Here is a 21,412-nt window from a genome sequence, read left to right as displayed (position 1 = left end):
AGGAAGGCCGATGCCGTGCCTGTCCAGCCCGTGTCCAAATGCCAGACCTGACACCGCAGTGGACACCGCAGCGGACGAAAAAAAAGCGCGTTGCCGAAGCAACGCGCTTTTTGTCACGACTAACCTGGACTCAGCTTAGAACTTGTAGCTGGTGTTCAGGTAGACGGTACGGCCCAGCGTGTCCGCGTAACGGGCATCGTAACCAATCTGGTGGCCCGACGACGTGCGCAGGGTCAGTGGTGGCTCTTTGTCCATCAGGTTCTTGATACCGCCGCGAACTTCCCATTGCTTGCTGATCGCAAACTTGCCCTGGTAGTCGACCGTGCTGTACGACGGCACGTCCAGGCGGATCGCGGACAGCGCTGGCTTGGAGGTCGCCACGTCGTACGGGATCGTTTCCTGATCTTTGTAACCATTGCGGTAGTTGATCGTCAGCGCGTTGGTCATGCTGCCCGTTTCCAGAGCGAACACGGCCTTGGCGATGTTACGGAAGGTCACGGCAGCGTTGGTGCCGTAGCTATCCATGCTGTCGGTCCACTCGTTGTCGGTACCGGCCTTGGTGTAGCTGGCCTTGAGCATGTGGGTGCCGTTGACGTTCAGGGTCATCTTGCCGAACGAATACTTCTCGCCGACGGTCAGGTCCCAGTCGATACCACGGTTGTGGGTACGGCCGATGTTGATCGGCGCGTCGATGAACGCCCAGCTCTTGATACCGGTTGCAGGATCGGCGAAGTCGGTGAACAGTTCGCGGAACTTGCCGGCGTCGGCGAAGGCCTGGGTCTCGCTGACCGAGGACACCTGGTTGGTCATGCGCACATCCCACAGGTCGGCGCCGAAGGTCAGGCTCGACGATGGCTCGACGCGGAAACCGATGGTGTACTGCTTCGATTTCTCAGGCTTGAGCTGCTCGTTGCCGCCGCGGCTCAGGAAATACTGCAGGCGACCAGCTTTGCACAGCGCTTCGTTGGAAGCGATCAGTGCGGCCGGGCAGTCGTACGCGGTGGCGGTGACGCCACCTGGCACCAGGGTGCCGGCGATCTCGGCCTGGTCGGCTACGCGGAAGCCCGTACCGTACGAGCCGCGCAGCAGCACCGCGGTGGTCGGGGTGAAGCGTGCGCTGACCTTGTAGGTGCTGGCGTCCTGGGTTTTACCCTTGGTCGTGCCCGTGTTCGCGTCTTTCACGCCCGAGTAACGGTCGTAACGGACCGCCGTGGTCACTTCCAGGTTCTTGACGAGTGGCAGTGCCAGCTCGGCGAACGCACCGGTCGAATCACGCGTGTAGTCGAATTCGTTCGAGGCGCTGAAGCCATAGATGGTGCCATTCTTGGCAGCGGTCGAGGCGGTCTGTACCTGGTTCAGTTCGCGGTAGTCGGCGCCGATACCGATGCTGGAGGCGCCGCCTGGCAGCGTGAACAGTTCGCGCGAAGCGCGCGTGTCGATGGCGCGCATGTCGGAGTACGCTTCACGGATCGAACCGTGGAAGATCGAGCTGCCGATCTGCGCAGCCGTTGGCGAACCCGGCGAACCGGTTGGCAGGAACGGGTTGAAGGTCGAGCTGCCGATCAGGCTGCGGAATTCCTTGTTCAACAGGTAGCCGCCGGTGTAGCGCTCGTCGAGCTTGTACTTCGAGTAGGTCAGGCCGGTATTCACGTCCCAACCAGCCACGCTGGCATCGAAGCCGGTGACGAAGTGGATCACGTCGGTGATGGTCTGGCTGTCACGGGTGCCGAATTCGCTGGCGCGGTAAGTTGCGGTGGCGGTCTGGACGTATTTCTGCTGGTCGGCGCTCAGGTAAGGCTTGACGTACTGGTTGTAGACTGCCGAGTTCGGTGCAACGGCGACGCTGACCGGATTGGCGGCGATACGCGCGGTCAGGTCGAAGCGGCCCAGCGACAGATCGGCGAAGGCGGTCAGGTTGTCCGAGAACTTGAAGCGGCCCGAGGTGTACAGGGAGTCGCGTTTCGATTCAGGCACGGTTTCGATGGTCGACGCACTGTCCACGGCGCAGTAGTTGGCGGCCGGGGTGCTCGACAGGTACGGGAAGAAGCCGGGGGCGCACTGGCCGTTGACGGCGCGGTACGGGTTGAAGCCGTAGGCCGGCAGCTTGTCTTTATCGGCTTTACCGGTATTGTTGAACGCCACGCTCACGTTGGCCGCGGTGCCCGAGGTCGAGGTGCGGTCATAGATGTAGCTCTTGCCTTCGTGGCCGAACGGGATGTACGAGGTCTTGCTGAACTCGCGTTCAGTGGCCTTGACCATCTTCTGTTCGTCGTGGCGGTAGGTCATCAGGATGTTGTAGCGATTCGTTTCCAGATCGCCGAAACCCCAGGTGATGCTGGCGTTGGCGCTCTTGCCGCCCGGGTTGGTCGGTACCGACACACCCGCGTCCAGGGTCAGGCCCTGGAAGTTTTTCTTCAGGATGAAGTTGATGACGCCGGCGATGGCGTCGGCGCCGTACAGTGCCGAAGCACCGTCGGTCAGCACTTCGACGCGCTCAACCGCAGCCATCGGGATCGAGTTCAGATTGACCGCGCTGCCGCTGTCTTGCAGAGGCGCCATGCGGCGGCCGTTCAGCAGGACCAGGGTGTAGCTGCCGCCCAGATCGTGGATCGAGGCCAGCGTGCGGCCACCCGAGTTACTGCCCGCAGCCACGGCTTCAATCGTGAAACCCTGCATTGCCGGCAGTTTCTGGAGCAAGTCGGCTACCGTAGTCGCGCCCGAACGAGCGATGACTTCCTTGGATACGACCTGGACTGGCAACGCGCCTTCTTTCACAATCCGCTTGATGCTCGAACCGGTGATTTCAACACGCTGGATAGGTGCATCCTGGGCCAGGGCTTGGCCGGCGACGATACCAGCTAACAGGCCGAGGGCGAGGCGAACGGAACGTACGCCAATCTTCTCTTGAAACATCATTTTTAGAACTCCGTTTAGGATGAGGATAATGACACTGCAGCAGCTTGCTTGCACGACAGCCTTTCGGATCGCAAAACCGCGCTGGCACATTGCCCAGTAGAAAATCACCAGGCAGGCCGCGCGCGGCAGGGGGCGTCGCGTCATTTTTCTGCAAGGGGCATTATCGGGTCAGTGACAAAAAAATGGCGGCCAAAAAGAACCTAAATGCAACTTTGCTTGCGACTACAGCGAAAATTCTTCGTATGCGTATATGCACCAAACGAAATATTGTGCATTGCGGGAAAATAAGAACAATGAATGAGTCTGTTTTGCAACAAAATTTCTCGCAAAGACAATAATGGACGCGCAGCAACAACTTGACATCGAAAATACCCACGCTGTGTAGCGCGATTCGCCCATGCGGCGATGCAGCCGGTAAAATAGCGCCCTGCCCTGCTTTCCCTCACCCTGAACCACGAACGACTCCTATGCTGCGAATTAACGAACTCAAACTCCCGCTCGACCATGCCGACGCCGACCTGCGCCAGGCCATTCTGGCGCGCCTCGGCATTGCCGACGCCGACTTGCTGGGTTTTAGTGTATTCAAACGCAGCTACGACGCGCGCAAACGCACGGCCATCGTCCTGATCTATGCGGTCGACGCCGAGGTGCGCGACCAGGCCGCGCTGCTGGCCCGCCTCAAGCACGACGCCCACATCCTGCCGGCGCCCGACACCAGCTACACCTTCGTGGCCGGCGGCGAGCAGTTGCAGGGCCACGACCAGAGCGAGCGCCCGGTGGTGATCGGCACCGGGCCGTGCGGCCTGTTCGCGGCGCTGATCCTGGCCCAGATGGGCCTGCGCCCGCTGATTCTCGAACGCGGCAAGGTGGTGCGCGAGCGCACCGTCGACACCTTCGGTTTCTGGCGCAAGCGCGAACTGAATCCGGAATCGAACGTGCAGTATGGCGAAGGCGGGGCCGGGACCTTTTCCGACGGCAAGCTGTACAGCCAGATCAAGGACCCCAAGCATTACGGACGCAAGGTGCTGACCGAATTCGTCAAGGCTGGCGCGCCGGACGAAATCATGTATGTGAGCAAACCGCACATCGGCACCTTCCGCCTGGTCAAGATGGTCGAACAGATGCGCGAAAACATCATCGCCCTGGGCGGCGAGTACCGCTTCGAGAGCAAGGTCGCCGATATCGAGGTCGAGGGCGAGGGAGACGCGCGCCAGATCCGCGCCGTGATCCTGGCCAGCGGCGAGCATATTCCGACCCGCCACGTGGTGCTGGCCATCGGCCACAGCGCGCGCGACACGTTCGAGATGCTGTACGAGCGCGGTGTGTATATTGAAGCGAAGCCGTTTTCGGTCGGTTTCCGGGTCGAGCACCCGCAGTCGCTGATCGACGCCTGCCGTTTCGGTCCGAACGCCGGCAACAAGATCCTCGGCGCGGCCGACTATAAACTGGTGCACCACGCCGCTAACGGCCGCTCGGTGTACAGCTTCTGCATGTGCCCGGGCGGTACGGTGGTGGCGGCCGCCTCGGAGCCGGGCCGCGTGGTTACCAACGGCATGAGCCAGTACTCGCGCAACGAAAGAAATGCCAACAGCGCCATCGTGGTCGGGATTACCCCGGCCGACTATATCGACAACCCGGGCCACCCGCTGGCCGGCATTGCCCTGCAGCGCCGCCTGGAAGAAGGCGCGTTCGCGCTCGGCGGCGGCACCTACGACGCGCCGGGCCAGCTGATGGGCGACTTCGTCAAGGGCCGCGCCTCGACCGCCTTCGGTTCGGTGGTGCCGTCGTTCAAGCCGGCGGTGCACCTGACCGACCTGGCCACCGCCCTGCCCGACTACGCCATCGTCGCCATGCGCGAAGCCTTTCCGGCGTTCGACAAGCAGATTCGCGGCTACTACCAGGAAGACGCCGTACTGACCGGCGTGGAAACGCGCACCTCGTCGCCGATCCGCATCAAACGGCGCGACGACAACCTGCAGAGCCTGAACACGCGCGGCCTGTTCCCGGCCGGCGAAGGGGCCGGCTACGCGGGCGGCATCTTGTCGGCGGCGGTGGACGGCATCAAAGTGGCCGAGGCGGTCGCCTTGTCGATGGCGGCATGAGCCACGCCGGCGCCGCTTCCGGCGGCGCCGGCGCAGCGCCAGCCTTTGCCGCAGCAATGGCGGCAGCGCCATCTGGTTTCAATATGCATTCATATAAAAAACCGCAACGGGATTTTTGACCTTCCTGGCAAATCGTTTATAATTTAGAAAAAGAAATGTGGACTTAAAAACCATTTCATTTGAATTGAAATGCGATCCGGGTTTTACCCATTCCGCATAGGCGGACTTGCCGATATCTCCCAATCGTTTCTTCCAGATCTGCACGCGCCTTTTCTTGCGCGTGCACTGGCGAATGCTGCGCAACGACCTGCCCCATGCAAGATTCCGATACCGCAGCCCAGCCCTCCCCCGTCCCGCCGCAGCAAGCCCTGTTTCGCCAGGAAGTATTCGCCTCCAAAAATGCGCAATGGATCGGAGCAATCCGGTTGGCGCAGCCGGTTTCCAGTGCGCTGATCGCCTGTTGCGCAGTGGCGATTGCCGCGCTCCTGCTCGCCTTTATTACCTGGGGCAGTTTCACCAAAAAGGCGCGCATCTCAGGCATTACCACGCCGGCCGGCGGCAGCCTGACCATCAGCGCCCTCAATGCCGGCGTGCTGGTGCGCAGCCATGTGCGCGAAGGCCAGCGCGTCAGGGAAGGCCAGGTCTTGTTCGATTTATCGATGGAGCGCCAGGGCAGCAAGGGCGAAATCACGGCGCTGATCGGCCAGCAGTTAGCGATCCGCAAGCAAACGCTGGAAACGGAGCGCATGACCCGCATCGCCCAGGATAATGACAAACGCCGCAGCGTCGAGGCCCGTCTGATTAACTGGAACATGGAAGCGGAACAGATTGATCAAGAACTGGTGCTGGCGCAAAAACGCCTGGCGCTGGCGCAAAAGAGCCTGGAAAAATTTGAAACGCTGCAAAGCAGCGGCTTTGTGTCGCCTACCCAGTCGCAGCAGAAACTGGAAGACGTGCTCGATCTGACTTCCCGCATCAGCACCCTGACCAGGACCCGGGTCCAACTCACTTCTGCCAGGATGAGTCTGGAGTCGGAAAAAAACGATGTGACAGCCAATCATCAATCCATGATGGCGCAACTCGACCGCGCAGTCGCCTCGCTGGACCAGGAACTGGCCGAGAACCAGAATCGCAAGGCCAGCCAGATCGTGGCGCCGCACGATGGCGTGATTACCACGGTCACCTATCAGGCAGGCCAGCTGGTCAACGCGGGACAGGTGCTGGCCACGCTCATTCCCGACGACGCCGCCAGCGCTGCCGGCAGTGAACTGCAAGTGCATCTGTATGCCCACAGCCGTACCGCCGGATTCGTCGCGCCCGGCCAGGAAGTGCTGATTCGATATCAAGCCTATCCCTATCAAAAATTCGGGCTTCAGCAAGGAACGATCATCGATGTCAGCAAAACCCCGTTCGCGCCGAATGAATTGCCGTCAAACGTCGCCAGCACCATTCTCAGTAACGCCCAGCAGAATATTCATGGCGTCAATCCGAACGAAGGCATGTACCGGATCAAGGTCAGGCTGGCCAGACAAACCATCAAGACCTACGGCAGCGAGCAAGCGCTCAAACCCGGCATGACGCTCGATGCCGATGTCCAGCAGGACCGCCGCAAGATATGGGAGTGGATACTTGAACCGGTGCTGGCGTCGCTCCCCGCCAGGTAAGTCGATGACCTTCCCTCCGCATGCACGGCGCAGCGCGCCCGCCTCGCTTATTTTTTCGCCCTCCCTGGCCAATCCATGAAGTCCATCTTACAAACTGAATCAAGCGAATGCGGCCTGACTTGCCTGGCGATGGTCGCGAACCATTTCGGCTATCACGCCGATTTGAGCGATCTGCGGCGCAAATTCGCGATCAGCCTGAAAGGGGCCACCCTCAATCAGCTGATCCGTCACGGCGCTGCCATGCACCTGGCGGCGCGCCCGCTGCGGCTTGATCTTTCCGAGCTGGACGAGCTGAAAACACCGTGCATCCTGCACTGGGATCTCAACCACTTCGTGGTACTGAAAAAGATCACCAGGAGCCTGGGCGGGGCCGTCACCGTGGTGATTCTCGATCCAGCCGCAGGCGAGCGCCGCATGGGCCTGGACGAGGTGTCGCAGCATTTTACCGGCGTGGCGCTGGAATTGTGCCCGACCCCGGCGTTCAAAAAAGAAGACATCGCGCGGCGCATCTCCGTGCGCGAGCTGGCAGGCAAAATCATCGGACTGCGACGGGCCATGGTGCAAGTCATCATGCTCGCGCTTGCGCTCGAGGTGTTCGCCATCGTCATGCCGCTGTTCAATCAGTTCGTGGTCGACGAAGTCATCGTCAGCGGGGATCGTGAATTACTCAAGGTGCTGGTGTGCGGTTTCGCCTTGCTGCTGATTACCCAGACGGCCATCGGACTGGCACGCAGCTGGTTCCTGATGCGCTGGAGTATCGACATCGGCTTCCAATGGGCGACCCGGGTGTTCGCCCACATGACCCGTCTGCCCGTGAGCTATTTTGAAAAACGCCATGTGGGCGACATCGTGTCCCGCTTCGGCAGTATCGGCGCGATTCAGGGCACGCTCACGAGCCTGTGCGTCGAAAGCGTGCTCGATGGCGTCATGGCGCTGATGGCGTTCGGCATGATGCTGCTGTATAGCCCGAAGCTGTGCGTGATCGTGGTGATCGGCGTCGTGCTGTATGCACTGCTGCGCTGGGCCTTCTACCACCCGCTGCGGGAAGCATCGCGCGAGCGCCTGGTGCTGTCCGCCAAGGAAAACACCAATTTCCTGGAAACGATCCGCGCCATTGTCCCGCTCAAGCTGTTTGGCCGCGAAGCGGAGCGCTGTGCCAGATGGCAGAACATGAAACAGGACGTCATCAACCGGGACATCAAGACGCAAAAAATCGGCATCGCCTTCAAGATTTCCAATACCGCCATTGCCGGGGTACAGAGCCTGGCGCTGTTTTATGTCGGGGCCGGGTTGGTCATGGATAACGCGCTGTCGATCGGGATGCTGCTGGCCTTCACCAGTTACGCGGCGACGTTCTCAAGCCGGATCATGAGTCTGATCGATCTGTCGATCAACGTCAAAATGCTCGGCATGCATGCCGAACGGCTGGCCGACATCGTGTTGGAAGACACCGAGCCCGAGTCCGTCACCGAGACCGACATCAGTCGCATCAAGCCGTCCCTGACCTTGAAAAATGTCAGGTTCCGCTATGCCGAAGGCGAGCCCTGGGTGCTCGACAAGGTCAACCTGTCGATTCCGGCCGGCCAGAGTATCGCCCTGGTGGGCGCCAGCGGTTGCGGCAAGACCACCCTGTGCAAGATCCTGATCGGCTTGCTGGAACCGACCGAAGGCGAGGTATGCATCGACGGCATTCCGGTACGCCAGCTCGGCTTGCGGACGTTCCGGCAATTGGTGGGAACGGTGATGCAGGACGATGTGTTGCTGGCCGGGTCGATTCTCGACAATATCAGTTTTTTCGCCGACACCAGGGATGCGCAGCGCGTTGAACAGTGCGCGCGGATGGCGGCGGTACACGATGAGATCGCCGCCATGCCAATGGGATATCAAACCTTGGTCGGGGACATGGGAAGCAGCCTGTCCGGCGGACAAAAACAGCGCATCCTGCTGGCGCGCGCCTTGTACAAGGCGCCACGCGTCCTGGCGCTGGACGAAGCGACCAGCCACCTCGATATCAACAACGAAAAAAGAGTCAACCACGCCATCAGCGAACTTCACCTCACCTGCATCATGGTCGCGCACCGCCCGGAAACGATTGCATCGGCGCAAAGGGTGGTGGAATTACGCGGCGGTCAACTTGTCGAACTGCGCAGCCCCGAGATGGACAGGGACATTCACATCGATAAGGTATTAGCGCCGGTATAAGGCAATGGCGGCGATCGGTGCGCTCGCAGCAAGAAGCAGGGGAATGGAAGGCTGTTGCGGATTTTTACAGCGGACCAAGAAAAAATAATGAATCAGCGTAGCGCTGATTCGCAGGCAGGATGCAATTCAACGGGATTATTCTTGACTGATCATCGTCGACGAGGCGCCGACGCGTGTTATCTCAAGAAATACCCGTCGAATCAGGAACAACTTTGTATTATCAAGGCGGATGGTTGGTGTTGCCATCCTCACCTACCCATGGCTGGGTCGGGATAAACGGAGGATAGACGGGGCTGGAGGGGGTGACAGGGCCGGAGCTCCCATTACGGGGAGGTGCGTCATTTCCGCCAGCGTTGTCGTTGGCGTTATTATCCCCCTCACCACCTGAAACATAGTCCAGTTCAGTCACATTCAATGCGCGCATCGGCAATCCTTTATCAGCATTTAAAAATTCGAACAGCATCCGTAAACAATCTGTCCATCATCGGCGCCTGATCGTGGCCAAAGGGTATTTACCCATCAATCCACAATCAGGACGCTTTGACCGCTATGCCACAAGCACACCGGCAAGGTGCGCAGTGCCGGTGGCTTTATAGATCAGTCAATCTTGCCTGCCTGTGAACGGGATTTTTCTTGAATGATATCTCAAGAAATATCCCGTCGAATCAGCAAATTACTTTGAAGTATCAAGGAGGAAAGTTAATGTTGCCATCGCTATCGACCCATGGTTCGGTCGGGATAAACGGTGGGTTCACGGGGCCGGAGCCTGGATTAGGGCCCACTGTGCCATTGTTGCCAGCGTTGTCGTTGGCGTTACCATCTCCATCGCCACCCGAAACATAGTCCAGTTCAGTCATATTCAATGCGCGCATCGGTATTCCTTAATCAGCATTTAAAAAGTCAAACAGCATCGCAAAAACCTGCCCATCATCGGCGCCTTATCATGGCCGGCGGGTATTTTCCCATCGAGCCACAAACAGGACGCTTTGACAGATATGCCACCAGCACGCTTGCAAGTGCAAGTGGCTTTATAGATCATCAATCTTGCCTGTCTATGATCTTATTCTAGAGCAAAATTAATGGTGCGTCATTTATTTTCTATCATTTTGATTGTCGCTGCCACTTGCTATCGTCATTGATATAAATTTGGCTTGCGGCAATTTAAGTTTCTGGGCAAAGTAATATATGCAAAATGCATAAATCAGGAAAACAAATGGGAACGCGTCAATGCCGGAGCTTGATAAGTGCTGGCGTGGGAAAGTAGTGGCATGCAGCGCTACGCATTACCAAGTGGCGGCATTGGCACCGCGTATCACGGGCGGTGCATCCGCCGCGGCCGGCTTCGGCCACCGCCACCATGGCGCGGCGCGGCGGCGGTGAGGTAATCTCTATCGAGTTCATGCGCGTCTTTTAAGAGGCCGGCATCGTCGGCGCTGCGGCTACAGCCAGCCCGACTTCCTGAACCGATAATACAGGTAGAAGCACACGCTGATCATGATGCACAATGCGGCCAGGTAGCCGAAATGCCATTTCAGCTCCGGCATGAATTCGAAGTTCATCCCCCACACACCGGCAAACGCGGTAAACACCGCGAAGATCGCGGCCCATGCGGCCAGCCGCTTATTGACTTCGCCATCGTCGATGGCCACCATCGACAGATTGACCTGGATCGCCGTGCCGATGGTGTCGCGAATGGTGTCGAGCGAGGCGTTGATGCGCTGCAGGTGGTCGTGCACGTCGCGGAAGTATTCCTGGGTGTCGCGGCAAAACGAAGGCACGCGCCCGCCATGCAGCTTGCCGATGGCGTCGAGCAGCGGCGTGACCGCGTGGCGCAGCACCAGCACCTTGCGCTTGAGTTCATACAGGCGCTCGATATTGTCGCGCTGCGAGCCGCGAATGAAAATCCGGTCTTCGATGGTTTCGAGTTCCGATTCGAGCACGTCGACCACCGGAAAATAACGGTCCACCACCGCATCCATCAGCGCGTACAGCACGAACGACGACCCCTTCGCCAGCAGGTGCGGCTCGCGTTCGGCGCGCGCGCGCACGCCGAGAAAACCGCGCATCACGTTATTGCGCACCGAGAGCACGTAGTTCTCGCCGACGAACATGGCCACCTGGCCCACGCTCAGTTCATCGCCATCGGTTTCCACGGTCTGCACCACCACGAACAGCGAATCGCCGTACTCCTCGATCTTGGGACGCTGGTGGCCGCGCAGCGCGTCTTCCACCGCCAGTTCGTGCAGGCCGAATTCGTGCTGCATGATGGCCAGTTCGTCCGGCTGGGCGTCCTTCAGGGCCACCCACACGAAGCAGTCGGGTTTTTGGATGTAGTCGCTGATGGCTTCGACGGAAATGTCGGACAGCTTTTTGCCTTCCTGGTAGGCGACGCAGTTGATCAGCATGATGGTTCCAACAATAAATTGGACAGAAGCTTACACCATGCCGTACGGGGACGGGGCACGCGCCCGCCGCCCGTCACCGCCCTATTCGTCCTTGGCGCCGTCGATCCCCAGTTCGGCGATCTTGCGCGTGATGGTATTGCGCCCGATCCCGAGGCGCACCGCCGCATCGTTCTTGCGCCCGTGCGTGTGCTTGAGCGCCGTCTTGATCAGGGCCGACTCGAACTGCCGTCCCAGCACGTCCATCACTTCCGACTGCCCCGCCGCCAGCATGCCGGCCGCCTGCAGCTCCAGCAAACCGATCCAGCCGCCGGCCGCGTTCAGCGCCGCCATGCCGGCGCCGCCGTCAGCCATGGCGCCCTGCGGCGCCGCGCTCTCGCCCGGGGCCGGCGGCAGCGCCGTGTCGGCCGCGCCTTCCTGCGTCAGTTCGAGCGGCATGTCCTTGACATCGACCGTCTGCCCGGGCGCCATCACGGTGATCCAGTTGCACAGGTTTTCCAGCTGGCGCACATTGCCCGGCAAGTCGAGCCCTGTGAGGAAATGCAGCGCCGGGTCGCTCATGCGCTTGGCCTCGACCCCGAGCTGGCGCGCGCTCTGCACCAGGAAGTGGCGCACCAAAAGGGGGATATCTTCGCGCCGCTCCCGCAAACTGGGCAGGCGCAGGCGGATCACGTTCAGGCGGTGGTACAAGTCTTCGCGAAACAGGCCGTCGCGCACGCGCTGTTCCAGGTTCTGGTGGGTGGCGGTGATGACGCGCACATTGGCCTTCATCGGCTGGTGCCCGCCGACCCGGTAGAAGTGGCCGTCCGAGAGCACCCGCAGCAAACGCGTTTGCAGGTCGAACGGCATGTCGCCGATTTCATCCAAAAACAAGGTGCCGTTTTCGGCCTGCTCGAAGCGCCCGCGGCGCGTGGTCTGCGCCCCCGTAAAGGCGCCGCGTTCGTGGCCGAACAATTCCGATTCGAGCAAGTCCTTCGGAATCGCCGCGGTGTTCAGGGCGATGAAAGGCTGCTGCGCGCGCGGACTGTGCTTGTGCAGCGCGCGCGCCACCAGTTCTTTGCCGGTGCCCGATTCGCCGGTAATCAGCACCGTCACGTTCGACTGCGACAAGCGCCCGATGGCGCGGAACACTTCCTGCATGGCCGGGGCCTGGCCCAGGATTTCGGGGGTGTCGGTCGGTCCCGATTCGACGCTGGTCTCGCGCAGGCTTTCCTCCAGCGCGCGGCGAATCAGTTCGACCGCCTTGTCGATGTCGAACGGCTTGGCCAGGTATTCGAACGCCCCGCCCTGGAAGGCGGCGACGGCCGAATCGAGGTCGGAGAACGCGGTGATGATAATGACCGGCAGGCCGGGATAGCTGGCCTTGACCGTCTGCAGCAGGTCCAGCCCCGACTCGCCCGGCATGCGGATGTCGGACACCAGCACTTGCGGCGTATCGAATTCGAGCGCCGCCATCGCATCGCGCGCGTTCGAAAAGCTTTTGGTCGCGAGGTTCTCGCGTGCCAGGGCTTTTTCAAGCACCCAGCGGATGGAGGCGTCGTCGTCGACTATCCAGATTGGTTTCATGTGTTCGCGCTTCCCCGCAATATGGATCTTCAATTGATGGGACCCGGACAACAAGGCTGGTGCGCGGCTTATGGCAGCGGCAACAGGATCCTGAAATCCGTAAATCCAGGCCGGCTTTCGCACTCGATCACACCCATGTGCTGCTGCACGAAGGTCTGCGCCAGTGTCAGCCCCAGGCCGCTGCCGCCCTCCCGTCCCGATACCAGGGGATAGAAAATGCGGTCGCGGATCTGCGGCGGGATGCCCGGTCCATTGTCGATGATATGCAAGTCTAATGCCAGCCCGTAGCGGACCTTGGCCAGGGTCACCTGGCGCGCCACGCGGGTCTTGAAAATGAGCTGGGCGTCGCCCGCCACGATTTGCTCCGAGAGCGCCTGCGCCGCATTGTGGGCGATATTGAGCACGGTCTGGATCAGCTGTTCCTTGTCGCCCCTGAATTCGGGGATCGAGGCGTCGTAGTCGCGCCGGATGGTCAGGCCAGCCGGGAACTCGGCCAGCATCAGGCTGCGCACGCGCTCGAGCACTTCGTGGATATTGACGTCGCCGACGATATGCGGGCGCCGGTGCGGCGCCAGCAGGCGGTCGACCAGGGTTTGCAGGCGGTCCGCTTCCTTGATGATCACCTGGGTGTACTCGCGCAGCTGGGTCAGGTGCAGCGCCGGCAGTTCGAGTTCGAGCAGCTGCGCCGCGCCGCGGATGCCGCCCAGCGGATTCTTGATCTCGTGCGCCAGGTTGCGCACCAGTTCCTTGTTGACCTGGCTCTGGTCGAGGATGCGCTCCTCGCGGTCCAGCTTCAGTTGCTGGACGTTCTCGCGCAGCTCGATCACGATGCCCCACTCGCCAGCCTCGCTGACGATGCTGTGCACATGCAGCGGCTCGCGCCCGCTGCGCTCCAGGGTCAGGTCCTGGCGCAGGTCGGCATATTTATGGGCCAGCGCCTGCTCGCACAGATTGGTCAGCTCCTCGGCGTTGAGGAACAGCGTGTGCAGCTGCTGGCGTTGCAGGGCGCGCAGCGAGCTTTCGAGCAGGTTCTCGCAGGCGGCGTTGGCAAAGGTGATGGCGCCGCCGGCGTCGACCAGCAGCACGGCCGACGCCAGCAGGTCGAGGCCGGCCAGGCCGTCGCGCCGGGGTGCGGCTACAGTCATGGGAGCTCGCAAAACCGTAGCGAGCGGCGCAAGTTTCGTCCGAGAAGCGGAGACGTACGAAGGTACGGTGAGCATCGCAGGACGAAAATTGCGTCGCGCAGTAGGTTTGGCGAGGCTCCCATCATTTGATGTTCGAGATTTCGCGCCGCAGCGCTTCGATGTTTTTCTCGGCGCGCGCGATGTTGTCGGCCATTTGCTTGACCCGCTCTTCGTACTTGGCGTAGTTCTTTTCGTTGCCCTGGCGTTCAGGCTCGCCCTTGTTGTATTCGCGCCGCAGCTCCGCCAGCTTCTTCTCTTCGGCGCGCAGCTCCTCGTTGAGGATTTCGCGCCGGTCGGCGTCGCGCGCGCGCTGCTCGCTCCCGCCCACCTTCGGAAAATCGGTCGGCGTCGTCACCGGCTTGGCCGGACCGGTATTCTTGCGCGCGGACGGCGCCGGGATATTGTTGGGCACATCGAGCTGCTTGCAGCCGCTCTTGGGGTTGTCGGTCAACTCCTTCTTGCCATTGGCGTCGACGCACAAATAGATGTCGGCCCGGGCCAGCGGCTGCACGCCCAGGCCGGCGAGCAGCGCCAGCGCCAGTGCCAGTGCCAGTGACGGCAACATTGGCGAGCGCAGCGGGCGGAGCGGGCGAATCCGGGACATCCTCGTTATCATAAGCATCAGCGTTGTTTCACGGAATTCCGTGGAGTAATTAGATTCAACCGAATATACAACATCCAATGAAAAACGCGAGGAAAGCCTTGGCCTTCCTCGCGTTTTTATACCGTAGAGATACGTTTTGATGTCTCTACGGCCACAGGTGCTGCAAGTTGGCAATGCTTGCCAACAAAAAACAATTACAGCGAATAGTACATATCGAATTCAGCCGGGTGCGTGGTCATGCGCATGCGCTGCACGTCCTGCATCTTCAGTTCGATGTAGGCATCGATCATGCTGTCGCTGAACACACCGCCACGGGTCAGGAACTCGCGGTCCTTGTTCAGGTTGTCCAGGGCTTCTTCCAGCGAAGCGCAAACGGTCGGGATCAGCGCGTCTTCTTCCGGCGGCAGATGGTACAGGTCTTTCGACGCTGCCTCGCCCGGGTGGATCTTGTTGGCGATACCGTCCAGGCCCGCCATCAGCAGCGCGGCGAAGCACAGGTACACGTTCGCCAGCGGATCCGGGAAGCGGGTTTCGATGCGGCGGCCTTTTGGATTGGCCACGTGCGGAATGCGGATCGAGGCCGAACGGTTCTTGGCCGAGTAAGCCAGCTTGACCGGCGCTTCGTAGCCAGGCACCAGGCGCTTGTACGAGTTGGTGCCCGGGTTGGTGATCGCGTTCAGTGCCTTGGCGTGCTTGATGATGCCGCCGATGTAGAACAGCGCATCTTCCGACAGGCCCGCATAGCCGTCGCCGGCGAACAGGTTCTTGCCGTCTTTCCAGATCGACTGGTGCACGTGCATGCCCGAGCCGTTGTCGCCAACGATCGGTTTCGGCATGAAGGTGGCGGTCTTGCCATAGCTGTGGGCCACGTTCCAGACCACGTATTTCAGGTTCTGGGTCCAGTCGGCGCGCTCGACCAGGGTCGAGAAGCGGGTGCCGATTTCATTCTGGCCGGCGCCGGCCACTTCGTGGTGGTGCACTTCGACCGGGATGCCCAGTTCTTCGAGGATCAGGCACATTTCGGAGCGCATGTCCTGGAACGAATCGACTGGCGGGACCGGGAAGTAGCCGCCCTTGACGGTTGGACGGTGGCCGCTGTTGCCGCCTTCGGTCTTGGCGTCGGTCGCCCACGACGATTCATCCGAATCGATCTTGACGAAGCAGCCCGACATGTCGATCTTCCAGCGCACGCTGTCGAAGATGAAGAATTCCGGCTCGGGGCCGAAGTAGGCGGTGTCGCCGATGCCGGTCGACTTGAGGTAGGCTTCGGCGCGCTTGGCGATCGAACGCGGATCGCGGTCGTAGCCCTTGCCGTCGGCCGGTTCGATCACGTCGCACTGCATGAACAGCGTGATTTCTTCCATGAACGGATCGATATTGGCGGTGTTCGGGTCTGGCATGAGAATCATGTCGGACGCTTCGATGCCCTTCCAGCCGGCGATCGAGGAGCCGTCGAAGGCGTGGCCCGATTCAAATTTGTCGAGATCGAAGTGCGATACCGGAACCGTTACGTGCTGCTCTTTGCCGCGCGTATCGGCGAAACGAAAGTCCACAAAGCGAACCTTCTTCTCTTTAACCATTTCCAAGACTTCTGCGGCCGTCATTGCCATGCGTATCTCTCCTAATATAAATGGGGGGTTGCCGCCCGGGCGGCAAAACTCACAGGGATCATAGCAGAAAGCGTGCCAGCCAGACCACGTAGGCCAAAGGCCCCGGCGGCGTTGAATATGCTGCCAAATATCACTAAACTCCTGAGTCCCTGTTGGCGCCGTGGCCGCGCCGCCCGGCTGCGCTCGCACTAAACTGGTGCAAACGCGGCCGATTGCACCAGTTTGAGGCGGCATGCACCGAAAAGGGAAAAATGCCGCGCCATGGTGCGCCGCTCCTATAATAATCGCAAACCAGTCCCCACCATCACGAGGAATACGCCATGAGTAACGCCGAAACCCTGCTTGCCGCCGCCCGCACCCGCGCGCCGGGCCAACCGTATGCCGGGGCGGTGACGCCGCAGGAAGCCTGGGAGCTGCTGCAAAGCGAAGCGCGCGTGCGCCTGGTCGATGTGCGCACCGATGCCGAGCGCGCCTGGGTCGGCAAAGTCGCCATTCCCGCGCAGCAGCACTGCGCGGTGCAGTGGAGCGTGTGGCCGGAGGGCGTGCCCAATCCTGATTTTGTGCAGCAGCTGCAAGCGGTGGCGCAGAAGGATGAAGTGCTGCTGTTCTTGTGCCGCTCGGGCGTGCGCTCGCGTCACGCGGCCAGGGTCGCGACCGAAAACGGCTATGTCCACGCGTTCGATATCCTGGAAGGGTTTGAAGGCGACAAGGATGCGAACGGCCACCGCAAGACGGTGGGCGGGTGGTGCAAGGCAGGCTTGCCGTGGATGGGGGCCTGATACACGTTCACACAGCGGCGGGAGCACCGCAAGTTAACCTTAACGTCCCAAAGCGTCAGTAAGCCATCTTGCCCGGCACCGTCACCGTGATGTCCGTCCCCGCCCCCGCCTTGCTGTCAATGTCCAGCACCGCGCCGATGCTGCCCGCGCGCTCGCGCATGCCGACCAGACCCCAATGGCCCGCACGCTGGCCCGCCGCGGCGACAATGGCATCGAGTCCACGCCCGTTATCGCGGATGCGCATGACGAACTTACTGGCGCTGTAGGCCAGTCCGAGTTCGATCCGGGTGGCGTCGGCATAGCGTGACGCGTTGAACAGCGCCTCGCGCGCGATCGCGTAGACTTCCGCATGCACGTCCGGACGCAGCGTGACCGGACTGCCCTCGACCTGCATGTCGAACGCATGCGGCCAGTACTCGGCCAGCGACTGGCCGAACTGCCCCAGGGTCAGTTCCAGCACCTCGTCCGACGACGGCGTGCGCAAGCCCATGATCTGGTCGCGCCCCTCCGCCAGCAACTGCTCCGCCAGATTGAGCGTCTGGTCCAGGCACGTGCGCTCCGGCGTGCCCTCTTCCACCTTGCGGCTGTGGGCATCGAACGTCATCAGCAGCGCCTGCACGCTTTGCAGCAAGGTGTCGTGCAGGGTGCGCGCGACGCGGGTACGCTCCGCCAGGCGTTCCTGCAAGCGCTCCTGCATGCGCTGCGTCAGATAGCGAATGCGCAGGGCATACGCCGCATACAACAGCGACAAGCCGATCGCCACCGCCAGCAATGTGAACCAGCCGCTTTGCACGAAGGTCGGCGCAATCGCCAGTTCCAGCGTGGCGCCCGCAGTGTTCCACATAGTGTCCTCGTTCGCCCCAATCACCTCGAAGCGATATGTGCCCGGCGCCAGATTGGTGTAATACGCCTGGCGCCGCCCTATCGCCTCTTGCCACGCGCGGTCGAACCCGACCAGCCGGTAGCGCAGGCGCACGCGCTCGGGAATCGACAAACTCAATGCGGTGAAGTCGATCTGCAGATTGCGCGTTCCCTGCGCCAGCGCGGTCACATGGCCATCGGCTAACGGATAACGCACGCCATCGGCATGAACCGCAGTAATCTGCACCGGCGGCGCCAGCCGGTTACGCAAGATGTTGGCCGGATCGATGCTGCCGACCGACACGGCCGTGGCGTACCACAGCACGCCATCGCTGGCGCGCTTGAGCGACGGCACCGGCCGCAATTGCGGCGCGTGGCCCTGCATGCCGTCCTGCGCGTCGAAGCGCTCGAATGCCAGCGCCATGCGCGCATCGTTCAACCATCCATTCAGATCGGCGCGGGCGATGCGATACAGGCCATCGGCGCCATGCAGCCACAGGTCGCCGCCAGGCTCGCGCACAATCCCGGACACGCCCCGGAACTGTTCGTTGCGCTCGCCCTGCAAGGCGCTGAAGCGGCCGTCGCGATGCAGTGCTACGCCGTTCTCGCCGCCCACCCACATCGCCTTGCCGTCGGCGTGCAGCGTCAGGATGGTGCCCAGTTTCAGGCCCTGGTCAACCCCAAGCCGGCGTACGGCGCCATCGCCGGCGATGCTGACCTGGCTGCGCAGATGCCCCATCCAGACATTGCCGCCGGCATCGACCGCCATCGATGTCGCCAGCAGATCGGGAACGCCGCCCGCCTTGCTCCACTCGCCCCCGGCCAGTTTGTACACGCCCTTGCCGGCCGAGAATGCGACCCACAGCGCGCCATGCCGGTCCTGCTGCATGGCGTGCACGCGCAGCCCGGTCAGTTCGTCTGGAAAGCGGAACGCGGTCAGCGCGCCATCGCGCCCGCGCCGCTGCACGCCCTCCATCCCGCCCAGCCACAGCACGCAGTCCGGCGCCGTATAGCTGGCCGTCAGCTTGCCCGCCACTTCGCGGCTGATGCGCCCTTCGCGGTCGAAGCGCCACAGGTCGCCCGCATAGTCGCCCACCCACATCTGGCCCAATGGCCCGCTCACCAGCGCGGGAAACTCCAGTTGCGGGGTGACGGCGACCGTGCGCAGGCGATTCGGGCGCAGCCGGTCCATCCCGCGCTGGGTGCCGATCCAGAGATTGCCTTCCCGGTCTTCAAAGCGCGTGCTCGGGAACGGGCCGCTGATGCCGTGCTCCTTCGACAGGCGCTGATCCGGCAGGTTCGGGCCCAGGCGGCGTTCCAGGCCGTCGGGATGCATCATCCACATGGCTCCCTGGCGGTCGAAGAACATCCCATAGCCTTCGATTTCGGGTGCGGCCAGCGCGCCGGCGGCAGGTTCCGTGGTATGAACGCGGTAGTAGCCCTGCTTGAAGTCGTTGCCCCAGATCGTGCCGTCCGGCGCCTCGCACAGCCAGACCAGCGTAACGTGCGGCCATGCACGGGAAAAGCGGGTCTCGCCGCGCTTGCGAAACCAGGCGCCGGTGTTGGTGCCGACCCAGGTGGTGCCGTCGCGGGCGAACAGAATCTGGAATACGCCCAGCGCTGGCAGGCCGGACTCAGGACCAAGATAGCGGAAGCGGGACGCGCCGGGCGCCAGCACCGCCACGCCGTCGCGCATCGCCGCCCAGATCGTCCCATCGGGCGCCGCTTCGATGTGCAGCACGCCGACCGGCTGCAAGCCGCCGCCTTCCGCATAGGTGTGCGCGCCGTCCTTCCTGAACACAGACACGCCGCCGACGCGGTAGCCGATCCAGAGCGCGCCGTCCGGTGCGGTGGTCAGCGCCATGATATTGCTGGACTCGAGCCGGTGGCCGTGGACGGTGTCGGTGCGCTCGAAGCGCACGCCGTCAAAACGGTACAAGCCGGTAGGCGTTGCGATCCACAGCCAGCCGTCGGGACCCTGCGCAAATTTCGTCACGCCTGTCGGCGCGCCATCGCGCTCGGTCCAGGCGGTGTGCGTGTAGTCGGTGAGCAGAGGCCGGGGCGCCGCTGCGCAAGCGCATTGGTACGCGGCGGCCACGATCAGCAGGCAGGCGGCTCGCAGTGCCCGCAGGATCATCGACGGGCCGCTATTTGGCCGCTGCGATCGCGCCATCGGCGTTCTTCACCCGCTGCCGCACAAAATTGATATGGCTGCGCAGCCCATAGAGTCCATCGGCAAAGGCCAGCGGAATCGAAATCTGGTTCACCATCTCTTCGATTTCATCGAGGCGCTTTAACAGGCCTGCGCAAATCTGCGCGCGCTGCGGGCCTTGCGCCGCCTCCAGTTCCTGCTCCACGGTGCGCAGCTGCCCGTACCAGCGGTAAACGCGCGAGCGGATGCGCCACACGTACAAGGGCGGCACCACTTTCGACAGCGGCAGTATCAGGGCGGCCAGCGCCACCACCACGACCCACATCCGGTCGAAGAAATTGGCCAGCCAGAAGCTCATATAGCGCTGCAAGAGCGGCGCGCCATCCTTGTAGAACTTGGCCGCCTCGCGCGCGACCGGAATTTCGGTGTAGCGCGCCGAAGGAAATTGTCCCTGCTGCTGGAACCAGCCGGTGCCGCCATGGATTTCGCTGGCCGCCTGCACGAACAGGTCGATCAGCGCCGGATGCAGGTCCTCGCGCGCCACCAGTGTCGCGGTCGGCGCGATCAGGTGATAATCCTGGGCCGGCAAGTCGCGCCCGACGTCGACAATCCCGCGCGGCAGCACCACGTGCGAGACGAACGGCAAGCGCCGCGAATAGGCCTCGGCCTGCGAAAAGTCGAACAGCTTGAAGCCCGGCGTTTGCAGCAGCATCTGCACCAGCGGCGCGTCCGGTCCCGAACTGAAGACCAGGCCATCGATGCGCCCTTCCAGCAGTTCCACCGTGCCCGGCGTGTTTTCCAGCGCGCTGATGGTCAGGTCGCCCGGCTCGACGCCGTTCAGCGCCAGCACCTGGCGAAACAGCTTCGGCACGCCGCTGCCTTCCGGTCCGAGGTTGATTTTCAGGCCCTTGAGCTGGGTCAGCCGGGTCACTTGCGCGTCTTCGCGCAGGAACAGCCAGACCGGTTCGGTAAACAGGCTGCCGATGGAAACGAGCCCCTTGCGCTGGGCTTCGGCCTGCCCGGTCGACCCGCTCTGGACAAAAGCGATATCGACCTTGCCTTCATTGAGGTGCTGCAGGTTGTCCTGCGAGCCGAGCGAGCGCTGCAAGGTGACCTTGATGCCATGCTTGCCGAGTTTGGCCGCGTATTTTTTTCCGAATTCTTCGTAGGCGCTGTTTTCCTGGCCGGTGCCGAGGGTGACGCTGCGCGGCGGCGACGGGTCGACCAGCAGGTAGGCGACCGCGCACAGGGCGACGATGGTGAGGACGGTGGGACCGGCGGTGGCAACCAGGTCGCGAAACGAGAACTGGGTAAACTTCCGGATTTTGGACATCGCACGTTGCAAAGGTTTCATGGTTCGGTACGATGCC

The 21,412-nt window shown here is 62.0% G+C and carries 14 protein-coding genes; 4 read left to right on the top strand and 10 right to left on the bottom strand.

Features of this window, described 5'->3' with window-relative positions:
• Positions 1-135: 135 nt before the first annotated feature.
• A complete protein-coding gene (locus F1609_RS07305) occupies positions 136-2,916 on the bottom strand; it encodes a TonB-dependent receptor (protein WP_167075823.1) in 2,781 nt (926 codons plus the stop codon).
• A gap of 467 nt (positions 2,917-3,383) precedes the next feature.
• Here F1609_RS07305 and F1609_RS07300 point away from each other — a divergent pair, with 467 nt between their 5' ends.
• The 3 genes from F1609_RS07300 (at position 3,384) to F1609_RS07290 (ending at position 8,884) form a co-directional block, all read left to right on the top strand.
• Entirely contained in the window at positions 3,384-5,018 is a 1,635-nt protein-coding gene (locus F1609_RS07300; RefSeq protein ID WP_167075822.1) for an NAD(P)/FAD-dependent oxidoreductase, read from the top strand.
• 314 nt (positions 5,019-5,332) lie between these two features.
• Positions 5,333-6,682, top strand: coding sequence for an HlyD family secretion protein (locus F1609_RS07295; protein ID WP_167075821.1), 1,350 nt, complete (start codon positions 5,333-5,335; stop codon positions 6,680-6,682).
• Positions 6,683-6,757: 75 nt separating this feature from the next.
• Complete coding sequence (locus F1609_RS07290) at positions 6,758-8,884, top strand: peptidase domain-containing ABC transporter (RefSeq protein WP_167075820.1); 2,127 nt, start codon at positions 6,758-6,760, stop codon at positions 8,882-8,884.
• Positions 8,885-9,104: 220 nt separating this feature from the next.
• Here F1609_RS07290 and F1609_RS07285 read toward each other — a convergent pair whose 3' ends face one another.
• The 7 genes from F1609_RS07285 to glnA form a co-directional block, all read right to left on the bottom strand.
• Positions 9,105-9,347 (bottom strand): hypothetical protein, encoded by a 243-nt coding sequence (locus tag F1609_RS07285; protein WP_167075819.1) that lies wholly within the window; start codon positions 9,345-9,347, stop codon positions 9,105-9,107.
• A gap of 223 nt (positions 9,348-9,570) precedes the next feature.
• Positions 9,571-9,756 carry a hypothetical protein gene (locus tag F1609_RS07280; RefSeq protein WP_167075818.1) on the bottom strand — a complete coding sequence of 62 codons (186 nt, stop codon included), beginning with the start codon at positions 9,754-9,756 and terminating at the stop codon, positions 9,571-9,573.
• A gap of 567 nt (positions 9,757-10,323) precedes the next feature.
• A complete protein-coding gene (gene corA / locus F1609_RS07275) occupies positions 10,324-11,289 on the bottom strand; it encodes a magnesium/cobalt transporter CorA (protein ID WP_167075817.1) in 966 nt (321 codons plus the stop codon).
• An 81-nt stretch (positions 11,290-11,370) separates the two neighbouring features.
• The gene (gene ntrC / locus F1609_RS07270; protein ID WP_167075816.1) at positions 11,371-12,852 is read right to left on the bottom strand and encodes a nitrogen regulation protein NR(I); all 1,482 of its coding nucleotides are present in this window, start codon (positions 12,850-12,852) and stop codon (positions 11,371-11,373) included.
• A 68-nt stretch (positions 12,853-12,920) separates the two neighbouring features.
• Positions 12,921-13,997 carry a nitrogen regulation protein NR(II) gene (glnL, locus tag F1609_RS07265; protein ID WP_167075815.1) on the bottom strand — a complete coding sequence of 359 codons (1,077 nt, stop codon included), beginning with the start codon at positions 13,995-13,997 and terminating at the stop codon, positions 12,921-12,923.
• 121 nt (positions 13,998-14,118) lie between these two features.
• The gene (locus F1609_RS07260) at positions 14,119-14,601 is read right to left on the bottom strand and encodes a DUF4124 domain-containing protein (protein ID WP_167075814.1); all 483 of its coding nucleotides are present in this window, start codon (positions 14,599-14,601) and stop codon (positions 14,119-14,121) included.
• A gap of 233 nt (positions 14,602-14,834) precedes the next feature.
• Positions 14,835-16,250, bottom strand: coding sequence for a type I glutamate--ammonia ligase (gene glnA, locus F1609_RS07255; protein ID WP_167075813.1), 1,416 nt, complete (start codon positions 16,248-16,250; stop codon positions 14,835-14,837).
• 320 nt (positions 16,251-16,570) lie between these two features.
• On the opposite strand from glnA, the gene F1609_RS07250 reads away from it, so the two are divergent.
• Positions 16,571-17,029: a rhodanese-like domain-containing protein gene (locus F1609_RS07250; protein WP_167075812.1), complete on the top strand. Its 459-nt coding sequence runs from the start codon at positions 16,571-16,573 to the stop codon at positions 17,027-17,029.
• A gap of 55 nt (positions 17,030-17,084) precedes the next feature.
• Here F1609_RS07250 and F1609_RS07245 read toward each other — a convergent pair whose 3' ends face one another.
• Both F1609_RS07245 and F1609_RS07240 read right to left on the bottom strand, forming a co-directional pair.
• Entirely contained in the window at positions 17,085-20,063 is a 2,979-nt protein-coding gene (locus F1609_RS07245) for a sensor histidine kinase (protein ID WP_167075811.1), read from the bottom strand.
• Positions 20,038-21,375: a TAXI family TRAP transporter solute-binding subunit gene (locus tag F1609_RS07240; RefSeq protein WP_167075810.1), complete on the bottom strand. Its 1,338-nt coding sequence runs from the start codon at positions 21,373-21,375 to the stop codon at positions 20,038-20,040. Before F1609_RS07240 ends, F1609_RS07245 begins: the two co-directional genes overlap by 26 nt.
• Positions 21,376-21,412 lie beyond the last annotated feature (37 nt).

It is taken from the genome of Massilia aquatica (assembly GCF_011682045.1).
Taxonomy (GTDB): Bacteria; Pseudomonadota; Gammaproteobacteria; order Burkholderiales; family Burkholderiaceae_D; genus Telluria_A; species Telluria_A aquatica.
This window is presented reverse-complemented; position numbering and strand designations above follow the sequence as displayed.